Genomic DNA, 24,311 nt, shown 5'->3' on the forward strand with positions numbered 1-24,311 from the left:
CGCAAAAATCTTTGTACCGTTTTTAACAAGCGTGTTTTGGGAACTATAAAGATAGATGTTTTAAGGGGGAATGAAACAAATGAAAAAAAGATGGCTATTTTTTGCAATCCTATTATTAATTGCAAGTGGATTTTTAAGTCCAAAAGCAGAAGCTGCAACAGATTATGGTAGTAGCTTTTTTACAAAGGTATCTTTACAAAATCAAAACGGGGAAGCAGCGACGAATTTTAAAGAAAATAGTAGGGTGCGAGTGGCGTACGATTTTGCGATTACACAACCTGTTACTAGCGGAGAAACAATGACATTAACCATTCCCGATCAGCTGAAATTAATTAATTTTGGCGCATTTCCTGTAAGTGATACAGCAGGAAACACCATCGCAAATGCAACAATCGACCCAACAACGGGAACTATCACATTAACTTTTACAGATTACGTCAATACACATACAGATTTAAAAGGTAGCCTATTTTATAACGCCACTTTCAACAGCAAAAATATTCAAACGGATCAAGTAAATCCAATTCTATTTCCTGTGAACAATACGACCGAAACGATAAATGCTTTTATTGGCAAAGTGAATACGGGCGGTGGAACTGGCTCGCCGACAATCGTTTTTAAACAAGGACGAATGGACGATAAAGACAACAGCATTTTACATTGGACGGTTACTTTAAATAATGCATTAACGCCAATTGATAATGCGATTTATACCGACACGCTTGGTTCAGGTCAAAATCTGGTCGGAAGCGCGACAATCAAATACAGAGATGCCAATAAAAAAGTCATCACAACAAATATCCAACCAATTACACTAGATCCTGACCGTAATTTCGAACTGTCAATCGGCACATTAAACAATCAATCTGTCGTCATTACTTACGATACGAAAATTACGACAAAACAAAAAAGCTATACGAATAAAGCAACTCTTTCTGGTGACAATTTAGATCCAGTTTCAAGGAATGCAACGGTTAATGATTACAGCAGTGGCGGACAAGGCTCAGGAACTGCACCACCAGTCAAAGAAGAACCACCATTCATCCCAGCCGAAAAGCAGCCGATTGAAAAAACAGTCGAAACAGACTTTGGCCCACTGGAAGTTGTCAAAGATTCCGAACAAAATGGCAAAATCAAAGTCATTTACAAAGTGAAAAGCGGCGATACATTACCGGGTGTAGCGAAAAAATTCGATGTCACCGTTTCAGAAATAAAAGACTGGAATAATCTTACTTCAGACACATTACAAGCAGGACAAAAACTACAATTAACGATTGAAAAAACATTGCTATCAAAAATCACCGTTCCACCAGTGCAAAAAGTGACAAGCACAACGAGAGTAGATGGGGTTGTGAGCGGCGGTGCGACAGGTACGTTGCCGCATACAGGGGACAGCAATCCACTCATTCCATTTGTGACAGGGTTAAGCTTGATTGCACTTGGTTTTACATTTGGACGTAGAAATTAAAGAAAAGGAAGCGCTGATTTTACTCAAGCGCTTCCTGTTTTTTTATAAAAGATGACCTTTTTTCCGCTGCGTCACCATTTGGTTTTTAGAAGAATCATGGAATGTTTTCGAGCCTTTCTTTGGCTTTTCTGGAAGGTTAATCGTGATGGTTTTGCTTTCAGTCTTTCCGTCAGCCATTGTCGCTGTAATCGTAACTAAATTATTTCCGGGTTGTAAATTATCTAAAGTAAATTGATGGTTTTCGGTGCTACCAGCAATTGTTTGCGTTTTATTATTGGTTGTGGCGGTAATCGTTGCTGCGGTTTCGGTTACGAACATTAATTCCGCGCTGTTTTTCATCGTTTCAATATAAGGATCTTGAATAGAATAAGGGAGAAACATTTCCATTAATTCGCTCGTTGTTGCCGTTGTATAAGTGGTTTCTGTTGTTTCTTTTTGCGCGTGGGCTATTTCTGGAAGCCAGTTTAGCGTTAACGACAAAAGCGCAATTATTACTAGAATATAACCTTTTTTCTTCATTATCCTCACCTCTTCTTAATACATTATAAAAAACAAATATGAACAAACTATGAATAAAACATGATACTTTTAAAAAGATCGCTTCCAATTTAGCAATTATTAACGTAAGATAAAAAGAAAAAAGGAGTAGAGCAATGGAACTTGAAAATTTAGAAAAGAAATTACCGGAGAAAATTAAAACAGTTTGGCGGCAAACAGAGGGAATTGCGGTCCTAGTTTTTCTGCTTTGTTCGGTTGCAGCAGCGATTATTTTGTATTATGCAGAAGTTTCGGTTTGGTGGAGCGCGATTGGCTTTGGCTTGACCGCTGTCTATGCTGCATTTATCTACTTATTCATTATTCCGTTTCGTTTTGCACGTTGGAGCTATCAGATTAAACCAGACGAAATGGAAATTCAGCACGGTATCATTTTTAGAAGTCGTGTCTTAATTCCGATGATTCGCATTCAACACGTGGAAACAGAGCAAGGCCCACTACTGAGAAGACAAAAATTAGTTTCCTTATCGATTACAACAGCAGCAAGGACACATAAAATTGAAGCGGTAAACGAGTGCGAGTCGGATGAACTTAGACATCATATCCTTGAACTTGTGAAGGTGGCGAAAGAAGATGTTTGAAGAAAGACGCCTCCATCCAATCGCCTTAATTAAAGAAATTATCACGAACGTAAGGCGCAATATTGTGCCAATCGTCGTTGGTTTATTTTCTGTTTTTCGGGCAGTTAATAGCAATGGTTACTTGCCAAACTGGGCGGTATATTTGATTATTGTCGTCGTTATTTTGCTCATTTTAACCCCGGCCGTTTTAAAATACATTACATATAAATACACACTGGAAGACCAAGGAATTCGCATTAAATACGGTTTGATTTTCCGGAAAAATACATACATACCATACGAACGCATTCAAACCGTCCAAAAGAAGCAGTGGTTTTTCTTTATCCCGTTTAATGTCTGCCAAGTTTTAATCGAAACAGCTGGTGGCAAAGGAAAAGCAGAAGCCGATTTAGTCGCTGTTCCTGTAGGCGTGGTTGATGAACTAAAAGATTTACGCGACGGTAAAAAAGCAGCGATTCAAGAAGTCACGCCAGAAACCGAGGAACCAGCAGTTGAAGTAGTCGAAACACCAGAAAAAACCGTCATGCTACAAACAAAACAACTCATCCTAATGGCCGTAACATCCGGCGGCGTTTTCGGAACACTCCTCATCGTCCTTGCGTTCATGCAACAATTCCGCGAAGTCATTCCGACCGACTGGATGGAAGCGCAAGCCGAACAACTATGGAAATTGGGCGTCATCGTGCTGATCGTTTTAATTGTCCTCATTCTTTTAGTATTATGGGGCATTTCGATTGTGACGACCTTATTCAAATATTTCCAGTTCAAACTGATGAAATATCCCAATTCGCTTGTCGTGGAAAAAGGGTTACTAGAACGCAATCACACGACAATTTCACTGGCGCGTATTCAAGGGATTACCATCATCGAATCCCCATTACGACAAATGCTCGGCTTGGTTGCGGTCAAAGTTATTACAGCCGGTAACTCTGGCGATGAAAAACAATCCGGCGACATTTTGCTCTTACCGATTATGAAAAAAGAGCTAGCCTTAGAAACACTAAAAGAAATGCTACCAGATTATTTATTCGAAATGGAAACAATGGAACGCGCACCAAAGATCAGTTTGCGCAGATTTTTACGAATTTACTTAATCTGGACAATCATCCCGGCCGCTCTTGCAAGTATATTATTTTTCCCACTCGGCTTAATTAGCATTATTTTGCCAGTTTTAGCGGGGATAAAAGCAATAGCCAGCTACCGCGCGACAGGCGTTTTCACAGATAACAACACACTACTCGTCCAGTCGCGGCCGATTTTTTCCAAATTAACGCACATCATCCGCAAAGAACGAATCCAAGGCTTGCGGTTAAGACAGAGCATTTGGATGGAGAAGGGCGAATCTAGCCACTTAAATGTTTGGCTTAAATCCGGAAGTACGAGCGCGGAGGCCTACGTTCGCTATATACACCAAGATCAAGCCATCGCTATTTACAACTGGTACAGCCCATCCAAAACAACCAACTAAAAAGAGAACATTCCATTCGCGAAAAATCTGCTGAAATAAGCGCACGATTTTTCAGGGGTGGGTGTTCTTTTATTTTTTGTTCAATTACGAGGAAATCTGGTAAAATAGATAGAATAAACGATAGAGTAGTTAGAGGGGATTGGTTAAGTAGTGAAACATATAGTCATTATCGGAGGCGGCTTATCAGGGCTTGCAGCAGCGTATGAATTACAAAAAACACATCCGAATTATACATGGGAATTAGTAGAAAAAGACGAAAAATTAGGCGGTAAATTTAAAACGGTCAAACGTGACGGATTTTTAATTGAAAAAGGGCCGGATTCCTTTTTAGCTAGAAAGCCAGCTGGTGTGGGATTAGTTACGGACTTAGGTCTTGAAGATAAACTGATTGCTAACGCGACGGGAAGGTCGTATATTTATCACGAAAAAGCGCTCCATCCGATTCCAGAAGGCTCGGTGATGGGAATTCCAACCGATAAACAGGCCTTGCTAGCAAGCACACTCGTATCAGAAATTGGCAAAGCGCGGGCATTGCAAGAACCAACCATTGAGCCAAACAATCAACAAAATGATCAAGCTCTTGGCGATTTTTTTGAAGCACGTTTTGGCAAAGAATTAGTGAAAACAATCATCGAACCGCTATTATCAGGAATTTACGCGGGTGATATTTATAAAATGAGTTTGCGCGCCACTTTTCCACAGTTTGAACAGGCTGTTAAAAAGTACGGCAATCTTATGGATGGCTTGAAAGAAAGCAGCATGCAGACGACAGGCACAAAGGCGACAATTGGCGCTTTTCGAACATTAGAAGGTGGACTAGATACGTTGCCAAAAGCGGTTGCGGACGCGCTACCACCGGAAAACTTGCATACAGCGAAACAAGCAACCCATATCGCGAAAAAGAATCGCTCTTACGAAATTGCTTTTGCAGATGGAACTAAAATGGAAGCAGATGGCGTGATTATTGCCGCCACACATGATGCGCTAATTCATTTACTAGCAGAAACAACTACCGAACCATTTGCGGGACAGCCACTTACGACACTCGCAACTGTTTCGCTCGCATATAATGAAAAAGATGTGCCGATTTTGCCAGATGGAACGGGTTACTTAGTGGCTCGAACCGCGCCGTATAAAACCACCGCTTGCACATGGGTTCAGAAAAAATGGCCGCATATGGTACCGAAAAATAAAATGTTACTCCGCGGCTTCGTTGGAAAAGCTGGGGAAACATGGTTAGAACAAGCAAGTGATGAAGCAATTGTTACGGCAGTTCTGTCGGATTACGCGGAAATAATGGACCTCCACGCCGCACCACTTTTTTATGAAGTGAGTCGAATGAAATCAGCGATGCCGCAATACTTAGTCAACCATCAAGACCGTTTAAAACAATTGAAAAAGAATATCCAGGCAGATTACCCAGGCGTTTATTTTGCTGGAATGAGTTATGAAGGCGTCGGTATTCCGGATTGCATCGCGGGAGCACAATCGGCCGTTACTGAATTAGCAGATTACTTGGAAGAGGTGTAACATGATTAAAGGAATTGGACTAGATATGATTGATTTAGATCGCGTAAAACAAGTGGTAGAGAAGAATCCACGCTTTATCGAACGCGTTTTAACAGAAAAAGAAATTAAGCAATTTGAAAAATATGAAGGTAGCCGTAAAATTGAATTTTTAGCTGGACGTTTTGCTGCCAAAGAAGCATACGCCAAAGCAAATGGAACTGGCTTTGGGAAACATTTAAGCTTTACTGATGTGGAAATTTTGCAAGTAGAAGATGGCCGGCCACACGTTACCTTACCAGCCAAACCGGGCGAAAATGTTTTTGTAAGTATTACCCACACAGCCAGATCAGCCGCAGCGCAAGTGATTATTGAAATATAGAAAGGAAAGTGAACAATCATGGTGACAGGCTGGCATCGTCCAACATGGATTGAAATAGACCGCGCAGCAATTCGCGAAAATATAAAAAACGAACAAAAGCAATTACCTGAAAATGTCGCATTATGGGCAGTTGTAAAGGCCAATGCTTACGGCCACGGTATTATTGAAGTAGCCAAAACCGCGAAAGAAGCAGGCGCTAAAGGTTTTTGCGTTGCTATTTTAGATGAGGCTCTTGCCCTTCGCGAAGCTGGGTTTCAAGCCGACTTTATTCTCGTATTAGGTGCAACCAGCCAAGAAGACGCCAATCTCGCAGCAAAAAATCATATTTCGCTTACCGTTTTCAGAGAAGACTGGCTAGACAACTTAGCGTTAGAAGCACCATTACAGATTCATTTAAAAGTGGATAGTGGCATGGGGCGCCTTGGTATTCGTAGCGCGGAAGAAGCACGACACATCGAAGCAACGATAGCTGAAAATAAGCAACTACAACTAGAAGGTATTTACACGCATTTTGCGACAGCCGACCAACTAGAAACTAGTTATTTCGAGCAACAATTAGCTAAATTTACGACGATTTTAGCGAGCCTAAAAGAACGCCCGACATTCGTCCACACAGCAAATTCCGCAGCTTCATTATTACAGCCGCAAATGAATTTCGATGCGATTCGTTTTGGCATTTCGATGTACGGATTAACGCCTTCCAAAGAAATTAAAATGAGTTTGCCATTCGAGCTGAAAGCAGCACTCGCACTTTATACTGAAATGGTACTTGTGAAAGAACTTGCACCAGGTGATAGTGTTAGCTACGGGGCAACCTACACAGCAACAGAACGAGAATGGGTCGCAACTTTGCCAATTGGTTACGCAGACGGACTTATTCGGCATTATAGTGGTTTTCACGTTTTAGTAGACGGAGAGCATGCTCCAATCATCGGAAGAGTATGTATGGACCAAACAATCATAAAACTTCCGCGCGAATTTCAAACTGGTTCAAAAGTAACGATAATTGGTACAGATCATGGAAACACGATAACAGCAGATGATGCAGCGGAATACCTAGATACAATTAATTATGAAGTTACTTGTTTGCTAACTGAAAGAATACCAAGGAAATACATCCATTAAAAGGTAATATTCGTGCTTTTTTTAGTAGAAGCGTTTATAATCTAACATATGAAACTTTATAGCTATATATAGGACTTAAGGGAGTAACCTCAACTAGAACTGTAACTTTCTTAACAATAAAATGCGAAATAACTCTTTTCTTCATGGCGTGATAATGGTACGATATAGTTGTTACTTACAGGTACGAGGCTTTGGGGGTGTGACACGTGTTAGAGAAAGAAAAGCGGATGATAATATCCGTAGAACTGACACAGGAAATGGTACAAGAACTCGACGTAGTTGTAGAAAAAGAAAAAATGGGGCGGAGTGAAGTTATAATGGAAGCAACGCAACAATTTTTACAAGAGAAAAGGGCTCGCGAATTAAGAGACGAGATGGAACGCGGTTATGCAGAAATGGCGACAATTAATTTCGCTATTGCATGCGAGTGTACTCATGTCGAGGCAGAAGCAGAAGACAGGAATATTAGTATTTTAGGAGGTTAATGGCTGATGGTGAAGCGTGGTGACGTATACTACGCGGACCTTTCCCCCGTGGTCGGAAGCGAGCAAGGGGGAATAAGGCCTGTTCTCATCATTCAAAATGATATTGGAAATCGATTCAGTCCAACTGTGATTGTGGCAGCAATAACTGCAAAGATTCAAAAAGCAAAACTGCCAACTCACGTGGAAGCTACTCGTAAAGATGGCTTTGAGAGAGATTCTGTCATTCTTTTGGAACAAATTAGAACGATTGACAAACAGCGCCTGACAGATAAAATTACACATTTGGACGAAGAGTTAATGGCCAAGGTAAACAAGGCACTCGAAGTTAGTCTAGGAGTAGTAGAATTCTAATCCATCCTAAAAAATAACATAAAATGATGAATGCAGGGCAAACGGGTCTGACGTAAAAAAATAGTTTAATACATAATGAAATAATTAACTGCTTTTGAGAAACAGTGAGGACATCAGAAACCTACAAACAACGCGTATCAACATACTCGCTAAATTTGTTTCTAATGTCTTTTTTTCAAAAGCTAGTTAATCAAACCGCAGAGTAAAAGAGAAAATTTGGTTAATAGTGGAGAAAGGTTGGAAAATAACTGATGTATAAAGATTTTGCAAACTTCATCCGTACTAATAAAGCAGACTTACTGAATGACTGGATGAACGAAATGGAGAAACAATCAGATCAGCTAATCAACGACATTGCCAAAGAAGCAATGTACGAAGAGACGAGCAAAGAATTTGTTGATTTAATTGTCTCAAACGTTACTGAAAACGGCTCGAAATTCAATGAAAAACTAGATGATTTTGCAGAAAAAGTGGTCCACTTAGGTTGGCCAATTCATTTTGTCACCACAGGCCTACGTGTGTTTGGGCTTTTAGTATATACAGCAATGAGAGACGAAGATTTATTCTTAAAGAGAGAAGAGAAACCAGAAGATGATGCCTATTATCGCTTTGAAACATGGCTTTCCTCCATGTATAACAAAGTGGTCACAGCCTACGCGGATACGTGGGAAAAGACAGTTTCTATCCAAAAAAGTGCACTTCAGGAATTATCGGCACCACTTTTGCCAATATTTGAAAAAATTTCTGTAATGCCTCTAATTGGAACGATTGACACAGAAAGAGCGAAGTTAATCATAGAAAACTTGTTAATAGGTGTTGTAAAAAATCGGTCAGAAGTGGTTTTGATTGATATTACGGGAGTTCCTGTTGTTGATACAATGGTTGCGCACCATATCATTCAAGCGTCCGAAGCAGTTAGACTTGTCGGCTGTCAGGCAATGCTTGTAGGTATTAGACCAGAAATTGCGCAAACCATCGTGAACTTGGGAATTGAATTAGATCAAATTATCACGACCAACACAATGAAAAAAGGCATGGAGCGTGCGCTAGCCTTGACGAACAGAGAGATAGTAGAAAAAGAGGGGTGAATACTGTGGGGATACCAATCTTAAAGTTAGGTGAATGTTTATTAATTTCTATCCAGAGTGAATTAGATGATCATACTGCGGTAGAATTCCAGGAAGACTTACTTGCAAAAATCCATGAAACGTCGGCCAGAGGAGTAGTTATTGACATAACTTCCATCGATTTTATTGATTCATTTATTGCAAAAATTCTTGGGGACGTAGTTAGTATGTCTAAATTGATGGGTGCAAAAGTGGTTGTAACTGGGATACAGCCAGCAGTTGCGATTACACTAATTGAACTCGGAATTACGTTTAGTGGAGTACTTTCGGCGATGGACCTTGAGAGTGGCCTGGAAAAACTTAAACAGGAATTGGGGGAATGAACATGACATTCCAATCCTGTGTAAAGATAATTAATGAATGGGACATTGTAGCTGCAAGGCAACTAGGTAGAAAAATATCCAAAGAAATTGGCTTTGGAACAGTTGACCAAGCAAGAATTACAACTGCCATCAGTGAATTAGCAAGAAATATTTTCCTCTATGCTGGACGAGGAGAAATCTGTATCGAAAAAGTAAGTGAGTCTGGCAAGCAAGGTATGATTATTGTTGCCAAAGATAAAGGCCCAGGAATTGTAGACATTAGAAAAGTAATGCAGGACGGTTATACAACTTCGGGCGGTCTTGGAGCAGGTCTCCCAGGAGTCAAACGTTTAATGGACAGTTTTGATATTGAATCCAGTATTGAAGGCGATTCTAAAGGAACGGTAATTACAACAACGAAATGGGTTCGGTAAGGAGAGCTAGAAAAAAATGGAAAAAGCTTTTGAGGGAAAATACCGTGATATTCTAATTCAATATTTAGAACATCAAGATGAAGAAATTCTTTATACTTGCGAAAAATTATCCAGAGAAGCTATGGAAGAGCGAGTATCACCAGAAGAAATTGTCCATTTGCATCGCTCGGTTCTTGAACTTTACGGAAACCAGCTGCCAGATTTTGTACGATTATCATTTGATGTACTACTAGAAATGATGGTAGGCTACGGCTTAGCTTATATGGAACATCTAAGTTTAAGAACCGAGCAAAAAGAATTACGTAGTGAAATCGCTCAAGCAGAAGATATGCAAAAAACGTTAATGAAAACAGAAGTACCGGAACACGACGAACTTGATTTTGGTGTTATCAGTGTCGCAGCTAGACAAATGAGCGGTGACTACTATAGCTTTACAGAAGAAGGCGACAAGCAAATCGGTATCGCTTTGGCAGACGTTATTGGTAAAGGAATTCCAGCTGCATTTAGCATTTCCATGATAAAATATGCACTTGCTGGAATGACGGGAGATGATAGAAAACCATCTATCGTACTCGAATCGCTAAACCAAGTAGCGGAAGAAAATATTAACGACAACATGTTTATTACGATGTTTTACGGGCTTTATCACGAAGATACACATTTGTTTGAATATGGTTCAGCCGGACACGAACTGGGCTTATATTACCAACATAAAGAGAACACTTTTTCTGATTTATATGCCAAAGGTTTACCACTCGGTGTGGATAAAAACGCCGTCTATCGTCAATTTGATAAGAGAATTGAAGTGGGCGATGCCGTATTTATTATGTCGGATGGTGTAACCGAAACAAGAACAGCCAATGGTTTTATTGAACGTGAAGAGTTAACAGAAATTATAGCAGCGCATATTTCATTATCTGCTGAAAAAATGGTTCATGCGATTTATGATCAGTTAGTTAAAATGCAAAACTTTGAGTTGCATGATGACTTTACACTTATTTGTATTAAACGAACTAAATAAGAAGAAGTGAAGACGTACCTCATTCTTTAGAGAGCATTTACTGGTGAGTAAACGTATTTAAAGGGTGGAGCGTTTTTATTTTTGAATGTTTTAATTTTATTTGTTAGGGTAAAATCGACAGTATACTTAAATTAGATGGGGTGAAGTGATGAATATTAGTATAGAAATAAAAGAACGTGATACTGACCACATAGACATATTTGTTGCTGGGGAGATCGATGCTTATACAGCGCCAAAGGTAAAAGAAGCACTAGAAGTATATCAAGTAAAAGAGGGTATTGTACTTCGAATCGATTTAACAGAAGTGAGTTACATGGATAGCACCGGATTAGGCGTATTTGTAGGGGCTTTCAAAAGCTTACGTCAACGCCAAAGTGAACTTGTCTTGTTTGGTTTAAGCGACCGACTTTTCCGATTGTTTGAAATCACAGGATTGTCAGATATCATCGAAATCAAAAATGTAGAGGGTGAAATGAATGGCAACAATGCATGACAAAATTACATTACAACTTCCTGCCAAGCCTGAATATGTAAGTTTAGGTAGACTTTCATTATCAGGAATTGCAAGTCGCGCAGGATTTTCTTATGAAGCAATTGAAGATTTGAAAATAGCTGTAAGTGAAGCCATCACTAATTCCGTAAAGCATGCATTTAAAGGGGAAGAAGATGGCGAGATCACAGTCGAATATCTTATTTATGAAGATAAGCTAGAAGTTCGTGTTTCCGATAACGGCACAAGCTTCGACCTAGAAACCCGTAAACAAGAAATTGGCCCATATGATGTGGGCGAGGATGCGGAGATGATGCGTATCGGTGGGCTAGGTTTATTTTTAATTGAAACATTAATGGATGACGTGAAACTTTATTACGATGAAGGGGTTTCTGTCGTAATGACCAAATATATTAATGAAAAGCAGGTGGAGGAGAATGCCAAAAGTATCTCAACCTGATAAAGAAGCCAAAGAAAAAGTCTATATTTGGATTGCCGCTTACCAAGAAAATGGCGACCAAGATGCCCAGTATAATTTAGTTGTTCATTATAAAAATTTAGTAGAATCCATTGCGCGCAAATATTCCCAAGGTAAATCTTTTCATGAAGATTTAGTTCAAGTTGGGAATATTGGTTTACTTGGAGCTATTAGAAGATATGATGCAACGTTTGGAAAAAGCTTTGAAGCATTTGCCGTGCCAACAATTGTTGGTGAAATTAAACGATTTTTACGTGATAAAACGTGGAGTGTTCATGTGCCACGCCGAATCAAGGAATTGGGACCGAAAATTAAAAACGCTGTAGAAGAGCTGACGAGAGAACTACAAAGCTCACCTCAAATTAGCGATATTGCTGATTTCATCGGAGTCACGGAAGAAGAAGTTTTAGAAGCAATGGAAATGGGGAAAAGCTACCAAGCACTTTCTGTAGATCATTCGATTGAAGCTGATTCGGATGGAAGTACCATTACGTTACTTGATGTTGTTGGTGGTACTGATGATGGATTTGAACGTGTAAATCAACGTATGCTTTTAGAGAAAGTTCTCCCTGTTTTAGATGAGCGAGAACAGAAGATTTTGCAATATACATTCATTGAAAATCGCAGTCAAAAAGAAACTGGTGAACTACTCGATATATCACAAATGCATGTGTCTAGAATCCAACGTCAAGCTATTAAAAAACTTCGAGAGGCGTTGCAGAATGAGGAAGTGGAGTAAATGAACAAGGCGGTTGAATCAAATAATTTATTTGTATTTCAACGTTCTAAAGCATTACAACAATACTGCGGGGATGTTTATTATACCCATGAGGACGAAAATGGTTTTCTGTATGTTCTTTCGGATGGGCTTGGAAGTGGTCTTGAAGCCAATAGAGCGGCCAAAGCGACCGTTGACGCCATCAAAGAAGATATCCATGCAGACATTACAGAAATGCTTGAAAAAGCGAACCAGGCTGTCTCTGGCTTGCGTGGTGCTGCAATTGCCATTATCAAAGGTGACTACTTAACGAAAACACTTCATTATACCGGCATGGGCAATATTCGTTTTTATATGATTGGCATAGAAGATAAACTTATTTTTCCACTTTCTGGCTCTGGTTTTTTATCAGGTAGAAAACAGAAGTATCGGTTGCAATCTTTTAAATACAAACCAGGCAGTAAGTTTTTGATGCATTCAGATGGTCTTGTTTTATCTCGCGTTCGAAAAAGCCTAGAATCGCCACTTTGTGTAGTGAAAATTGGACATTTAATTGAGCGAAATATATTGGATATTCCAACAGATGATGTAACGTTCATGGTTGGCAAATTTCCAGAATAATAATAACACCTTTTAAACTAGTGATGGTTTGAAAGGTGTTTTTTTCAGATTGGGTGTGAGAACAGGGTCTATTTATGGTATATTAGAATAGAGCGCTAGTTTTTTATACTTAATCATGTGATAAATGTCACTTAGTAAGCGTGAAGCCAAATTGCTTTGCGTTTTTTTCGCGCGGATTAAAATACAAATAAGAGAGAAGGAGCAAATTGAAGAAAGTTCTATTGAATAGTGTAAAAGGTTATACGTGGGCGAGATTTAGGAAAGACTTGCTTGCGGGTATTATCGTGGGCATTATTGCCTTGCCACTGGCGATGTCCTTTGCGATTGCATCGGGAGTAAGTCCGGAATATGGAATCTATTCTAGTTTTGTAGCGGGAATTATTGTTTCTATTTTTGGTGGTTCGAAATTTCAAATCGCCGGACCAACTGGCGCATTTATTCCGGTACTACTTGGAATCGTATTAACATATGGTTATCAAGATTTACTTGTAGCAGGGATGATGGCAGGGGTTTTACTATGCTTAATGGGTATTTTCAAAATTGGCACACTGATTAAATTTATTCCTCGACCAGTGACGATCGGATTTACGGCAGGGATTGCTGTTACGATTTTTATGGGGCAAGTGGGGAATTTCCTAGGATTAACTGGAATGGAGAAACACGAATCATTTGTAGCGAATATGAAAGAGATCTGGTTGCATCTCGATTCATGGAATTTTTATAGTATACTCATTTCTTGTATTTGTATGCTTGTATTATTTGTTTTTCCGAAAATCTTGCCGAGAATTCCAGCGCCACTCATTGGACTAGTGATTACAACAGCGATTGCGATGCTGTTTTTCCCGGATGCTCTGCCAACGATTGGCTCGGCGTATGGTGATATTCCTAGCACGTTTCCACCGTTTGAATTTCCTGATATGACGTTTGCGAATATGAGTAAACTCGTTGGACCGGCTTTTGTTATCGCGATGCTCGGCGGGATTGAGTCACTTCTTTCAGCTGTGGTGGCGGACGGAATGACGAATACCAAACATAATAGTAATCGCGAACTAATCGGGCAAGGGATTGCCAATATTGTTACACCGATGTTCGGCGGGATCCCAGCAACGGGAGCTATAGCGAGAACGGCGACCAATATTAATAATGGCGCGACTAGCCGTGTTTCGGGTGTTATTCACGGGATTTTTGTATTACTGACTTTACTCGTGCTTGCTCCGGTAGCTGTTAATATTCCGATTGCAGCAATGGCGCCAATTTTAATGTTGGTAGCTTGGAATATGAGCGAACGAAAAACCTTCCAGCACATTATCAAACTAAAATCAGGCGATACGTTAGTGCTAATTATCACTTTTTTATTGACCGTATTTGCAAGTTTGACTGTGGCGGTCGAAGTTGGATTGCTGTTGGCGGTTGTTCTTTTCGCGAAACAAATGGGCAGTTCGATGCAAATCGAAGAAATTGAACCAGAAGGCGCTGAAATTGCTCCTCATTTACACGAGAAAATTAGTATTTTTACGATTCGTGGTCCGCTTTTCTTTGGCGCAGCGCAGATTTTTCAACAAAATATTATTAAAGCAATTCATGTGAAACCGGAATTTCTGATTTTGCGGATGGGGAAAGTGCCGATTATCGATGCGACTGCAGAAGGCTATTTCCACCAAATTGAAAAAGAATTTTCGAAGCAAGGCGGTCAAATTTTAATTACCGGGCTAACGGATAAGGCGAAAGAAAGTCTGAAAGGTAGCGGACTTTACGACCGGATAGGTGAAGAGCACTTCTTTTCCCATACCGAAGATGCGATTCGTTATGCGGAAAATGCTTTAAATAAGTAAGGCGGGTAGCTTTTGTCAGTTGAAACGTAATTATGTTACACTTAGTAGATAATGAAATAAATGGAGGCTATCAAGTATGGAACAAATGCAAGAAAAAATAATGAAATTAGTCCAAAAATCGCTAACGTATAAACCAGCGCAAATTAATGCCGTTATCAAATTGATGGAAGAGGGCAACACGGTCCCATTTATCGCACGTTACCGTAAAGAAATGACTGGTAGCCTAGATGAAGTTGAAATTCGCGATATTGAAGAAACATTTGAATATGTAACGAAATTAGAAAATCGTAAAGAAGAAATCATTCGCCTAATAGCTGAACAAGGAAAATTAACAGACGAACTGAGAGCCGCAATCGTCAAAGCGGAAAAACACCAAGCGCTTGAAGATTTATATCGTCCTTATAAACAAAAGAAACGCACGAAAGCAACGATTGCCAAAGAAAAAGGCTTAGAACCACTGGCTGAATGGCTTATGAGCTTTCCGAGCAATGCCGATCCACTGACAGAAGCTGCAAACTACATTTCAGAAGAAAAAAAAGTGGAATCAGCAGAAGCTGCATTACTCGGCGCGCATGAAATTATCGCTGAACAAATCAGTGATGAGCCTAGTTTCCGTGAATGGATTCGTAACTTTACACGCAAATTCGGGATGATTGAATCCAGAGCGAAAAACGCCGACGCAGACGAAAAAGGCGTGTACGAAATGTATTATGAATTTAACGAAATGATTGGCAAAGTAGCTAGTCACCGTATTCTTGCCTTTAACCGCGGCGAAAAAGAAGACATTTTACGCGTCCAAGTCCAAGTGGATACAACAAAAATCTTCCAATATTTATTTGAAAAAGTTATCCAAAATCGCAATTCTGCAACTCGTCCTTATGTAGAAGAAGCTATTTTAGATGCCTATAAACGCTTTATTGGTCCAGCAATTGAACGTGAAATTCGCGGTGAACTAACAGACAAAGGTGAAGAACAAGCCATCCATATTTTCTCCGAGAACTTGCGCAAATTGCTATTACAACCACCTTTAAAAGGGAAAATCATCCTTGGGGTCGATCCGGCTTTTAGAACAGGTTGTAAATTCTCTGTGTTAGATCAAACGGGGAAAGTGCTAGAAATCGGTGTTGTTTATCCACATACGGCTAAAGCACGTCGCCCAGAAGCGAAACAAAAAATTGCAGAAATTTTATCAACATATCAAGTAGAAGTTATCGCGATTGGTAACGGAACGGCATCGCGTGAAACGGAGCAATTTATCGTGGAAGTTATTCGTGAATCGAACTCTAATGCTTATTATTGTATCGTGAATGAAGCTGGTGCGAGTGTGTATTCCGCGAGTGAAACAGCCCGTGAGGAGTTCCCGGATTATCAAGTAGAAGAACGTAGCGCCGTTTCGATTGGACGCCGTTTGCAAGATCCATTAGCAGAACTTGTGAAAATTGATCCAAAATCTGTTGGCGTAGGCCAATACCAACATGACGTAGCTCAAAAACGACTAAATGAAACGCTAACTTTTGTCGTTGAAACAGCCGTTAACCAAGTCGGAGTCAACGTTAATACAGCATCCGCTTCTCTTTTACAATATGTTGCTGGTTTGAATAAAACAGTTGCAAATAATATTCGTAAATATCGCGAGGAAAATGGCTCGTTTGCTTCTCGTAAAGAGTTGAAAAAAGTTCCTCGTCTAGGTGCGAAATCATATGAACAAAGTATCGGTTTCTTACGTATTTTAGAAGGCGAAAATCCGCTTGATAAAACAGCGATTCACCCTGAAAGTTATAAGGCGGCTGAGCAAATTGTTAAAGCAGCTGGTTTTGGCTTAAAAGATATCGGCAGCGAAGATTTAAAAGCGGCATTACAAGCGCTTAGTATCCCAGAAGAAGCAGAGAAATTAAGCATTGGTAAAGAAACAATGCGCGATATCATTGATAACTTAATTGCTCCTGGGCGTGATCTTCGTGACGAACTTCCAGCACCACTTTTAAAACAAGATGTTATTTCGATGGAAGATTTGAAACAAGGCATGGAACTTCAAGGAACGGTTCGTAACGTGGTTGATTTTGGCGCTTTTGTTGATATTGGCGTGAAACAAGACGGCCTTGTGCATATTTCGAAACTAAGTAATTCTTTTGTTAAAAACCCGATGGATGTCGTTTCTGTAGGAGACGTTGTAACGGTTTGGGTGGATGAAGTAGATACGAAGAAAAATCGTATTGCCTTAACGATGCTTAATCCAAATGGAAGTGTTAAATAATGAATCAAGCAGAATTGCAGCGACACATGGAAGAAGTGTCGCTGCAATTTTTCCAAAAAGAATTTCGTCATCAAGCCGTTTTTAACGCGCGTTTACGGACGACTGGTGGGCGTTATTTACTCAAAAGTCATGATATTGAAATGAACCCTAAGTATTTGGAAAACTTCGGATTAGACTACTTTATCGGCATTATGAAGCACGAACTATGCCATTATCACCTCCATTTAGAGAACAAAGGCTATCAACATCGCGATAAAGATTTCCGAGATTTATTAAAAAAAGTAGACGCGCCACGATTTTGTGCAGCGATTCCGCGTGAAATTACGATGCATGAATATACATGCAAAAGCTGCGGGAAGTCATTTTTAAGGCAGCGTAGATTTAATGTGAACCGTTATCGCTGTGGTAGTTGCGGCGGAAAACTAAAGCAAACGGACTCCAAGAAAATTTATACAGAAAACCCATGAAAAGTCTTGCATTTTCGCCGGATTCTGCGTATACTAGTGGAAGTCAGATAATTCCACAGTAGCTCAGTTGGTAGAGCAATCGGCTGTTAACCGATCGGTCGCAGGTTCGAGTCCTGCCTGTGGAGTTTGGGGAAGTACTCAAGTGGCTGAAGAGGTGCCCCTGCTAAGGGTATAGGTCGCTCGCGCGGCGCGAGGGTTCAAATCCCTCCTTCTCCGTAATAAAAAGGTTGCCTTGAATTTTTAAGGTGACCTTTTTTATACTCTAAAATAGTTTTTTTATAAGAGAATTGCTATAATAAGAAAAACGTTTCAGAAAGGAATGGACCATGGATAATAAACTAGAATTTACAACGATTGATGAATATATTACCCAAGCGCCACCAGAAACAAAAGAAGTGTTGCAAAAAATAAGAGAGACTATCCAAGGTGCTGCGCCGGAAGCGACGGAGAAGATAAGCTATCAAATGCCGACTTTTTATTTTGAAGGGAATTTAGTTCACTTTGCTGTTGCGAAAAATCATTACGGTTTTTACCCAGCTTCTAGTGGTATTGCGGCGTTCGAATCTAAGCTAGGCAACTACAAACATTCCAAAGGGGCCGTACAATTTCCAATCAAAGAAGAAGTTCCTTACGATTTAATTAAAGAAATGACGCTTTTTCGACTGGCTGAAAATAAACAAAAAGCAGCAGACAAGCTAGTGAAGAAAAAGAAAAAATAAGTGAGAGGCTTTCATCATAATGATGGGAGCTTTTTTGTTTGGTCATTTATTTTAAAAAGACTAGACATTTAAAATTAAATGAGTATAATAATAAATAGAAAACGTTTTCTTTTAGAAAAAAATACGTTTGGGGGAAGAACAGTGAATAAATTTATGGAGTTGCTGGGGGATAAATTAATGCCTCTTGCTGCAAAGTTAGGAGAGAATCGCTATTTAACGACTTTACGAGATGCTTTTATGTTAGCGTTTCCACTGACGATGTTTGGTTCGATTGCCGTTGTTTTGATGAACTTGCCATTTTGGAGTGACGAAACGAAAGCCGTTTTACAGTTGTATTTAGGTAATGCCCAAAATGCGACGATGAGTATTATGACGGTTTTTGTTGTTTTTGGAATTGGTTATTCGTTATCGAAGTATTATAAAGTAGAAGCGATTTACGGGGGTGCAGTGGCGCTCGCTAGTTTCTTGATTTTAACGCCATTTTTCTTTAATAGTGCCAATGGGGAACTAGTTACTGGGGCGCTTTCGCTTGATCGTCTTGGTGCAAAAGGTATGTTTATTGGGATGATTACTGGTTTTATCGCGGGGGAATTATATCGTTTCTTCGTGCAACGTGATTGGACGATTAAAATGCCTGATGGGGTTCCGCCAGCTGTTGCCAAATCGTTTGCAGCTTTAATACCAGCCGTTTTGACTTTAAGTATCTTTTTAGTAATTAACATTGTCGTTCAATTCTTCTTCAATACTAACTTACATGATGTAGTGTACACAGTTATCCAAAAACCGCTCGTTGGTTTAGGATCGGGAATTATCCCAACGCTGATTGCGCTTTTCTTTGTCCAAGTATTGTGGTTCTTCGGTTTACATGGTCAAATTATTGTAAACTCTGTAATGGATCCGATTTGGAATACGTTAATGCTTGAAAATCTGGATGCCTATAAAGCTGGGTCTCCGTTACCACACATTATTACCAAACCATTTATGGAAGTATTTACGGTCGGCATGGGTGGATCTGGGATGACACTCGCAGTAGTAATCGCGCTCGCTTTTCTAATGAAGAGTAAACAGAGCAAAGAAATCGGTCGTTTAGCGCTCGGTCCTGGTATTTTTAACGTCAATGAACCGGTACTCTTCGGGATGCCGATTGTGCTGAATGCGACGATTTTAATTCCGTGGATATTGGCGCCACTCATTGTAACTACGCTTAATTACTTTGTGATGGCTGCAGGAATTGTGCCAGCGCCAACTGGTGTATCGGTGCCGTGGACAGTGCCAATTATCATAAATGGAATCTTGGCGACGAACTCATGGTTAGGCGGAGCGCTTCAAGTGGTCGATTTCTTCATCGTCCTAATTATTTGGTATCCGTTCTTAAAACTGGTGGATCGCACGAATATTGCCCGAGAATCGGAAGCGGCTATTAAATAAGTTATCTTTTCCTTTTCGATATGCTATAATTTGATTGGAAATGGCTAGACATTTTTAATTCAAGCAAAGGAGCGATCGAATTGGTTAAGTATGAACTGATTGCAGCAGATATCCGTGAAAAAATAAACAACGGTACTTATCCACCAGAATCCATTCTTCCCGATCAAGTGAGCTTATGCAAAACCTATGATTGTAGCAGAATGACAATAAAAAAAGCTTTTGACGTATTGGCGCTTGAAGGACTTGTTTATAGGCAACGTGGTGCGGGAACCTTTGTCATGAAAAATGCCTTAGCTAATAAGCAAGATGCGAGTTTGCGGGATTATGACGGATTAACAAAAATGATGGGAGGCAATCGAATTTCGAGTAAAATTATTGCATTCGATATTGCTTTCCCAGATGAAAAAACACAAGAACAACTTTTAATTAAAGCAGACCAACCAGTGTATAAATTGATTCGATTACGCTTGTTAGATGGTGAGCCATACGTGCTGGAGCATACAACAATGCCGGCAGATTTAGTTCCTGGCCTAACGAAAGAGATTTTACATCATTCGATTTATGCTTATTTACAAGATTCACTAGGGCTCGTGCTAAGCGGTGCATTTCGGAAAATTAATGCCGATAAGCCATCTGAATATGACCAAGAATATTTAGCGTGCGGGGAACACGACCCAGTGCTTGAAGTAGAGCAAGTAGTGTACTTAAAAGATGGCAGACCAGTCGAGTATTCTCGCTCAAGACATCGCTATGATACGAGAAGTTTTATTATGGTTGACCACCGGGAAAAATGAAATAAAGTCAGCATGCCCAAAAAGTATTGCTGACTTTGTTTTATCCTAGTAAAAATGCATAAAAAGCGTTCGATAAAAAATTTGTAAATAAAATTAGAAAAAGCCGTTGACAGTCACTCAGATTATGTTATAATAAAAAAGCTGGTGTAAGAGAAATGAATTCAATTGAATATATATTCATTTTTCGTTTTTTATCTGGCCCGTTGGTCAAGCGGTTAAGACACCGCCCTTTCACGGCGGTAACACGGGTTCGAATCCCGTACGGGTCACTTTTTTATTCATTTTCTATACATATGGTTCCGTGGTGTAGGGGTTAACATGCCTGCCTGTCACGCAGGAGATCGCGGGTTCAAATCCCGTCGGGACCGCTCAAAAAGAATCCAAGTTTACTTGGATTCTTTTTTTCGTACGGGAAATTGGACATGGCTTTTTATTTGAGCTATAATCTTATTATTCATATAAGAATTGTAAGAATTAAATTGGAGGAATTAATCATGGATTTAGTGAAAAATGGGAAAGTATTAGAACTTGTACATCCAAGTGGAAACTGGACATTAATCAAAGAAGAAGGTTTTTCTCCAGTTCAAATAACTGTGGCTGCTGTAGCGGCTTGTAGCGGATACGTATATCAAACATTACTTGAGAAAAAACGAATTGAAATAAATGATTTAAGCATTCACACGGACTATGAGCAAGACCAAGAAAGCGCCGTGCATGTTTTGACGAAAATTAATGTTACTTTTACAGTTGATTTAGTGGATAAAAGCAATCAAACAAAAGCGGAAAAAGCGGTGCATTTAGTGAAAGATGCCTGCCCGGTTGCGAAAAGTTTAGACCCATCGATTGAAATTAATGAGATTGTTGTTTTTAAATAAATGATGAGTAGACCGAGCCTTGTTGCTTGGTCTGTTTTTTTGCGTTTAGTTTGGCTTGATTACTTAGAGGGAAGGCTATATACTGGAACCAAACAATACAAACGAGGTGCTGGGACATGGAAGAAAAAACAATAGTAGAAAAATTACAACTGACTAAATATAAAGAAGCGGTCATCCTAAATCAACCAGATGGAGCGGATTATTTCCGAAATCTAACAAATTACGAGGAAAAAATGGCTGATAAACAATACGATTTAATTTTCGATTTTGTTGAAACGCTAGAAGAATTAATTACGTTCGTGCAAAAAGTCATTGCTGAAAATAAACTTTCCGTGGATGGTTATTTATTTTTCGCCTACCCCAAAAAAGGCAATAAAAAGTTCGATACATACGTGCACCGCGATGAACTCATGCCGGCGCTAAAAACCGATGAAGAAGGTTACGTCGACGGTAGCACGCTCAAATTCACGCGAATGGTTGCGCTCGATGAAACGTACACGGTTGTTGGCCTGAAAGAAGCAACGAAGCTAAAAGCAAAGGGTGTCAAAAAGAATAATCCTTCCGCAGATGAATACGCCAACCACGTTCCCCTAGTCGCAGAATTTTTAGCAGATAAAGGCGATTTACAAACCTTCTATAATAATCTAGCAACAGGCTACCAGCGAGTATGGGCGCGTTATATTTACTCTGCCAAACAACCAGCCACACAAGAAAAAAGACGTTTAGAAATGGTCGATATTTTGAGCCAAGGTTATAAAACAAAAGATCTTTACCGACAAGGGAAAAAGTAACCAGATAATTTTATTTGGTTACTTTTTTTATGTTTGAAACTGCTTCTTTATGTAAAAGTCTCTAGGCGTGATAGAATAGAGGGGGAATAAGACGAAGCAAAATCTTGTTGCACTGGAAAAGGGGACATGCAGGATGGCGAATTATATTAACAAAGAAAGGCGCCAAATTGATTTTGATCCATTTGATTTACGGATAATTGCCGTACCAGAAGTAGTAGCGGTGCAGTTTAAGCCGCGCTCAGAGCATACTTTACTTATTCGTATTGCGGATGTCGGCGCAACCTATCAGCCACTCAAACACGAATCACTTTTTGAAGCTATTTTGCCCGTTCATTTTAATGATATTAACGAAGAAGATGATTACTGGGGACTTAGTGACAAGGAGCAGGCCGAGATGAAACTATTTAATGAAGTACATCGCGATTTGATTTATGATTTTGTGGACGCACACCCAGATTTTACGCAGATTGTTGTCCATTGTCACGCGGGAGTCAGCCGAAGTAGCGCGGTTGCTATGGGGATTGCTGAACATCTAGAGGACACGGACACATATAATAAACTTCAAGTAATTAAACGATATTTACCAAATCCGCGGGTTCTCGCGATTATGCGGGGCGAAGCGTATTTATAAAAACGAAAACGAAGAAATGTTAGGAGAGATTTTGAATGGAGAAGCATTATGATTATATTGCGATTGGTGGCGGTAGTGGCGGGATTGCTTCGATTAATCGCGCAGCCATGCACGGAGCAAAATGTGCATTAATTGAGCCGAAATTTTTAGGTGGGACATGTGTAAATGTTGGTTGTGTTCCGAAAAAAGTAATGTGGTACGGCGCGCAAATCAAAGAAGCAATGGATTTATACGCAGATGCCTATGGTTACCAAGTGGATGCAAGCTTTAACTTCCAAAAATTAGTCGAAAACCGAGAAGCATATATTGAACGCATTCGCGGTTCCTACAAAAATGGTCTTGATAATAATAACGTAGATTGGATAAAAGGCTATGCCGAATTTGTCGATGAAAAAACATTGCGCGTGAACGGCGAATTAGTGACAGCGGATCATATTTTAATTGCAACTGGCGGTGAACCAGCACTTCCTTCCATTCCAGGCACAGAATACGGTATCACATCAGATGGCTTTTTCGCATTAAAAGAACTACCTAAAAAAGTGGCGGTTGTTGGCGCGGGCTACATTGCAGTTGAACTTGCTGGCGTATTACAACAACTTGGCTCAGAAACGCATTTATTCGTCCGGAAACATGCGCCACTAAGGAATTTCGATCCACTTTTAACCGATACATTAACCGAAATTATCGAGCAATCCGATATGACGTTGCATAAACATGCGGTTCCTCAAAAAGTCGAAAAAAATTCAGATGGCAGTTTAACGTTAAGCTTAGAAGATGGTCGCACAGAAACGGTCGATACGCTTATTTGGGCAATTGGACGTAAGCCAGTTATCAAAGGACTTCAAATCGAAAAAGCGGGCGTAAAACTCTTAGAAAGCGGACATATCGCTGTAGATAAATTCCAAAATACTAATGTAGAAGGAATTTATGCAGTTGGTGATGTAACGGGTCATTACGAATTAACCCCGGTCGCTATCGCTGCTGGCCGCCGCTTGTCAGAACGCCTTTTTAACAATAAAACAGATGCTCATTTAAACTATGAAAACATTCCAACCGTTGTATTTAGCCATCCAGCTATCGGAACGGTCGGATTAACAGAACCGGAAGCAATCGAAAAATACGGCAAAGAAAATATCAAAGTGTACACTTCTAGCTTTACCTCGATGTACACAGCCATCACAGACCACCGCGAACCTTGTCGGATGAAGCTAATATGTGAAGGTAAGACAGAGCGCGTCATCGGCTTGCACGGGATTGGTTACGGCGTGGATGAAATGATTCAAGGATTCGCAGTTGCGATTAATATGGGCGCAACAAAAGCCGATTTCGACAACACAGTCGCTATCCACCCAACAGGATCCGAAGAATTTGTTACAATGAAATAGAAAACAACGATGGAGGAGGAAGT

At 39.9% G+C, this 24,311-nt stretch carries 27 protein-coding genes and 4 tRNA genes; 30 read left to right on the top strand and 1 reads right to left on the bottom strand.

What is annotated here, in order from left to right; genetic code table 11:
- Window positions 1-79: 79 nt before the first annotated feature.
- Window positions 80-1,468 carry a collagen binding domain-containing protein gene (locus HCX62_RS03060; protein ID WP_185636983.1) on the top strand — a complete coding sequence of 463 codons (1,389 nt, stop codon included), beginning with the start codon at window positions 80-82 and terminating at the stop codon, window positions 1,466-1,468.
- Window positions 1,469-1,510: 42 nt separating this feature from the next.
- Here the strand turns inward: HCX62_RS03060 and HCX62_RS03065 are convergent, their stop codons facing one another.
- Entirely contained in the window at window positions 1,511-1,987 is a 477-nt protein-coding gene (locus tag HCX62_RS03065; protein ID WP_185636984.1) for a hypothetical protein, read from the bottom strand.
- Between the two features lie 134 nt (window positions 1,988-2,121).
- On the opposite strand from HCX62_RS03065, the gene HCX62_RS03070 reads away from it, so the two are divergent.
- The 29 genes from HCX62_RS03070 to gorA all read left to right on the top strand — a co-directional run bounded on the left by HCX62_RS03070 (window position 2,122) and on the right by gorA (window position 24,288).
- On the top strand, window positions 2,122-2,604 hold the full coding sequence (locus tag HCX62_RS03070; protein ID WP_185636985.1) for a PH domain-containing protein: 483 nt from the start codon (window positions 2,122-2,124) through the stop codon (window positions 2,602-2,604).
- Window positions 2,597-4,072 (top strand): PH domain-containing protein, encoded by a 1,476-nt coding sequence (locus HCX62_RS03075; protein WP_185636986.1) that lies wholly within the window; start codon window positions 2,597-2,599, stop codon window positions 4,070-4,072. The genes HCX62_RS03070 and HCX62_RS03075 overlap by 8 nt, the downstream gene beginning before the upstream one ends.
- 150 nt (window positions 4,073-4,222) lie before the next feature.
- A complete protein-coding gene (hemG, locus tag HCX62_RS03080; protein WP_185636987.1) occupies window positions 4,223-5,602 on the top strand; it encodes a protoporphyrinogen oxidase in 1,380 nt (459 codons plus the stop codon).
- A gap of 1 nt (window position 5,603) precedes the next feature.
- Window positions 5,604-5,960 carry a holo-ACP synthase gene (gene acpS / locus HCX62_RS03085; protein WP_008947275.1) on the top strand — a complete coding sequence of 119 codons (357 nt, stop codon included), beginning with the start codon at window positions 5,604-5,606 and terminating at the stop codon, window positions 5,958-5,960.
- A gap of 18 nt (window positions 5,961-5,978) precedes the next feature.
- A complete protein-coding gene (alr, locus tag HCX62_RS03090) occupies window positions 5,979-7,085 on the top strand; it encodes an alanine racemase (RefSeq protein ID WP_185636988.1) in 1,107 nt (368 codons plus the stop codon).
- 206 nt (window positions 7,086-7,291) lie between these two features.
- Window positions 7,292-7,570 carry a CopG family ribbon-helix-helix protein gene (locus HCX62_RS03095; protein ID WP_003761302.1) on the top strand — a complete coding sequence of 93 codons (279 nt, stop codon included), beginning with the start codon at window positions 7,292-7,294 and terminating at the stop codon, window positions 7,568-7,570.
- 3 nt (window positions 7,571-7,573) lie between these two features.
- Complete coding sequence (locus tag HCX62_RS03100) at window positions 7,574-7,921, top strand: type II toxin-antitoxin system PemK/MazF family toxin (RefSeq protein WP_031695189.1); 348 nt, start codon at window positions 7,574-7,576, stop codon at window positions 7,919-7,921.
- A 251-nt stretch (window positions 7,922-8,172) separates the two neighbouring features.
- Window positions 8,173-9,009: an RsbT co-antagonist protein RsbRA gene (gene rsbRA / locus HCX62_RS03105; protein ID WP_003721456.1), complete on the top strand. Its 837-nt coding sequence runs from the start codon at window positions 8,173-8,175 to the stop codon at window positions 9,007-9,009.
- Window positions 9,010-9,014: 5 nt separating this feature from the next.
- On the top strand, window positions 9,015-9,371 hold the full coding sequence (locus HCX62_RS03110) for an STAS domain-containing protein (RefSeq protein WP_003721457.1): 357 nt from the start codon (window positions 9,015-9,017) through the stop codon (window positions 9,369-9,371).
- Window positions 9,372-9,373: 2 nt separating this feature from the next.
- A complete protein-coding gene (locus tag HCX62_RS03115) occupies window positions 9,374-9,784 on the top strand; it encodes an anti-sigma regulatory factor (protein WP_003738506.1) in 411 nt (136 codons plus the stop codon).
- A gap of 16 nt (window positions 9,785-9,800) precedes the next feature.
- A complete protein-coding gene (locus HCX62_RS03120; RefSeq protein ID WP_185636989.1) occupies window positions 9,801-10,805 on the top strand; it encodes a PP2C family protein-serine/threonine phosphatase in 1,005 nt (334 codons plus the stop codon).
- Window positions 10,806-10,953: 148 nt separating this feature from the next.
- On the top strand, window positions 10,954-11,298 hold the full coding sequence (rsbV, locus tag HCX62_RS03125; protein ID WP_003721460.1) for an anti sigma b factor antagonist RsbV: 345 nt from the start codon (window positions 10,954-10,956) through the stop codon (window positions 11,296-11,298).
- The gene (gene rsbW, locus HCX62_RS03130) at window positions 11,282-11,755 is read left to right on the top strand and encodes an anti-sigma B factor RsbW (RefSeq protein WP_003721461.1); all 474 of its coding nucleotides are present in this window, start codon (window positions 11,282-11,284) and stop codon (window positions 11,753-11,755) included. Before rsbV ends, rsbW begins: the two co-directional genes overlap by 17 nt.
- On the top strand, window positions 11,733-12,512 hold the full coding sequence (gene sigB / locus HCX62_RS03135; protein ID WP_003721462.1) for an RNA polymerase sigma factor SigB: 780 nt from the start codon (window positions 11,733-11,735) through the stop codon (window positions 12,510-12,512). The genes rsbW and sigB overlap by 23 nt, the downstream gene beginning before the upstream one ends.
- On the top strand, window positions 12,513-13,112 hold the full coding sequence (locus HCX62_RS03140) for a PP2C family serine/threonine-protein phosphatase (RefSeq protein WP_185390966.1): 600 nt from the start codon (window positions 12,513-12,515) through the stop codon (window positions 13,110-13,112).
- A 206-nt stretch (window positions 13,113-13,318) separates the two neighbouring features.
- Window positions 13,319-14,944 (top strand): SulP family inorganic anion transporter, encoded by a 1,626-nt coding sequence (locus HCX62_RS03145; protein WP_185636990.1) that lies wholly within the window; start codon window positions 13,319-13,321, stop codon window positions 14,942-14,944.
- A 76-nt stretch (window positions 14,945-15,020) separates the two neighbouring features.
- Entirely contained in the window at window positions 15,021-17,198 is a 2,178-nt protein-coding gene (locus HCX62_RS03150) for a Tex family protein (protein WP_185636991.1), read from the top strand.
- Window positions 17,198-17,665 (top strand): SprT family protein, encoded by a 468-nt coding sequence (locus HCX62_RS03155; RefSeq protein ID WP_185636992.1) that lies wholly within the window; start codon window positions 17,198-17,200, stop codon window positions 17,663-17,665. Before HCX62_RS03150 ends, HCX62_RS03155 begins: the two co-directional genes overlap by 1 nt.
- A gap of 52 nt (window positions 17,666-17,717) precedes the next feature.
- Window positions 17,718-17,790, top strand: a tRNA-Asn gene (locus tag HCX62_RS03160).
- A gap of 3 nt (window positions 17,791-17,793) precedes the next feature.
- Window positions 17,794-17,881, top strand: a tRNA-Ser gene (locus tag HCX62_RS03165).
- Window positions 17,882-17,991: 110 nt separating this feature from the next.
- The gene (locus HCX62_RS03170) at window positions 17,992-18,384 is read left to right on the top strand and encodes an iron chaperone (protein WP_185636993.1); all 393 of its coding nucleotides are present in this window, start codon (window positions 17,992-17,994) and stop codon (window positions 18,382-18,384) included.
- Window positions 18,385-18,525: 141 nt separating this feature from the next.
- Window positions 18,526-19,812 (top strand): PTS cellobiose transporter subunit IIC, encoded by a 1,287-nt coding sequence (gene celB, locus HCX62_RS03175; protein WP_069892032.1) that lies wholly within the window; start codon window positions 18,526-18,528, stop codon window positions 19,810-19,812.
- Window positions 19,813-19,892: 80 nt separating this feature from the next.
- Window positions 19,893-20,606 (top strand): GntR family transcriptional regulator, encoded by a 714-nt coding sequence (locus tag HCX62_RS03180; protein ID WP_185636994.1) that lies wholly within the window; start codon window positions 19,893-19,895, stop codon window positions 20,604-20,606.
- 197 nt (window positions 20,607-20,803) lie between these two features.
- Window positions 20,804-20,875, top strand: a tRNA-Glu gene (locus tag HCX62_RS03185).
- A 26-nt stretch (window positions 20,876-20,901) separates the two neighbouring features.
- Window positions 20,902-20,974, top strand: a tRNA-Asp gene (locus HCX62_RS03190).
- Between the two features lie 126 nt (window positions 20,975-21,100).
- Entirely contained in the window at window positions 21,101-21,481 is a 381-nt protein-coding gene (locus HCX62_RS03195) for an OsmC family protein (protein WP_185636995.1), read from the top strand.
- 116 nt (window positions 21,482-21,597) lie between these two features.
- Window positions 21,598-22,272 (top strand): YdeI/OmpD-associated family protein, encoded by a 675-nt coding sequence (locus HCX62_RS03200; protein WP_185636996.1) that lies wholly within the window; start codon window positions 21,598-21,600, stop codon window positions 22,270-22,272.
- A gap of 133 nt (window positions 22,273-22,405) precedes the next feature.
- Window positions 22,406-22,903 (top strand): tyrosine phosphatase family protein, encoded by a 498-nt coding sequence (locus tag HCX62_RS03205; protein ID WP_008947288.1) that lies wholly within the window; start codon window positions 22,406-22,408, stop codon window positions 22,901-22,903.
- A gap of 35 nt (window positions 22,904-22,938) precedes the next feature.
- Window positions 22,939-24,288: a glutathione-disulfide reductase gene (gene gorA / locus HCX62_RS03210; protein ID WP_185636997.1), complete on the top strand. Its 1,350-nt coding sequence runs from the start codon at window positions 22,939-22,941 to the stop codon at window positions 24,286-24,288.
- The last annotated feature ends 23 nt before the right edge of the window (window positions 24,289-24,311 follow it).

It is taken from the genome of Listeria swaminathanii (genome assembly GCF_014229645.1).
GTDB lineage: Bacteria > Bacillota > Bacilli > Lactobacillales > Listeriaceae > Listeria > Listeria swaminathanii.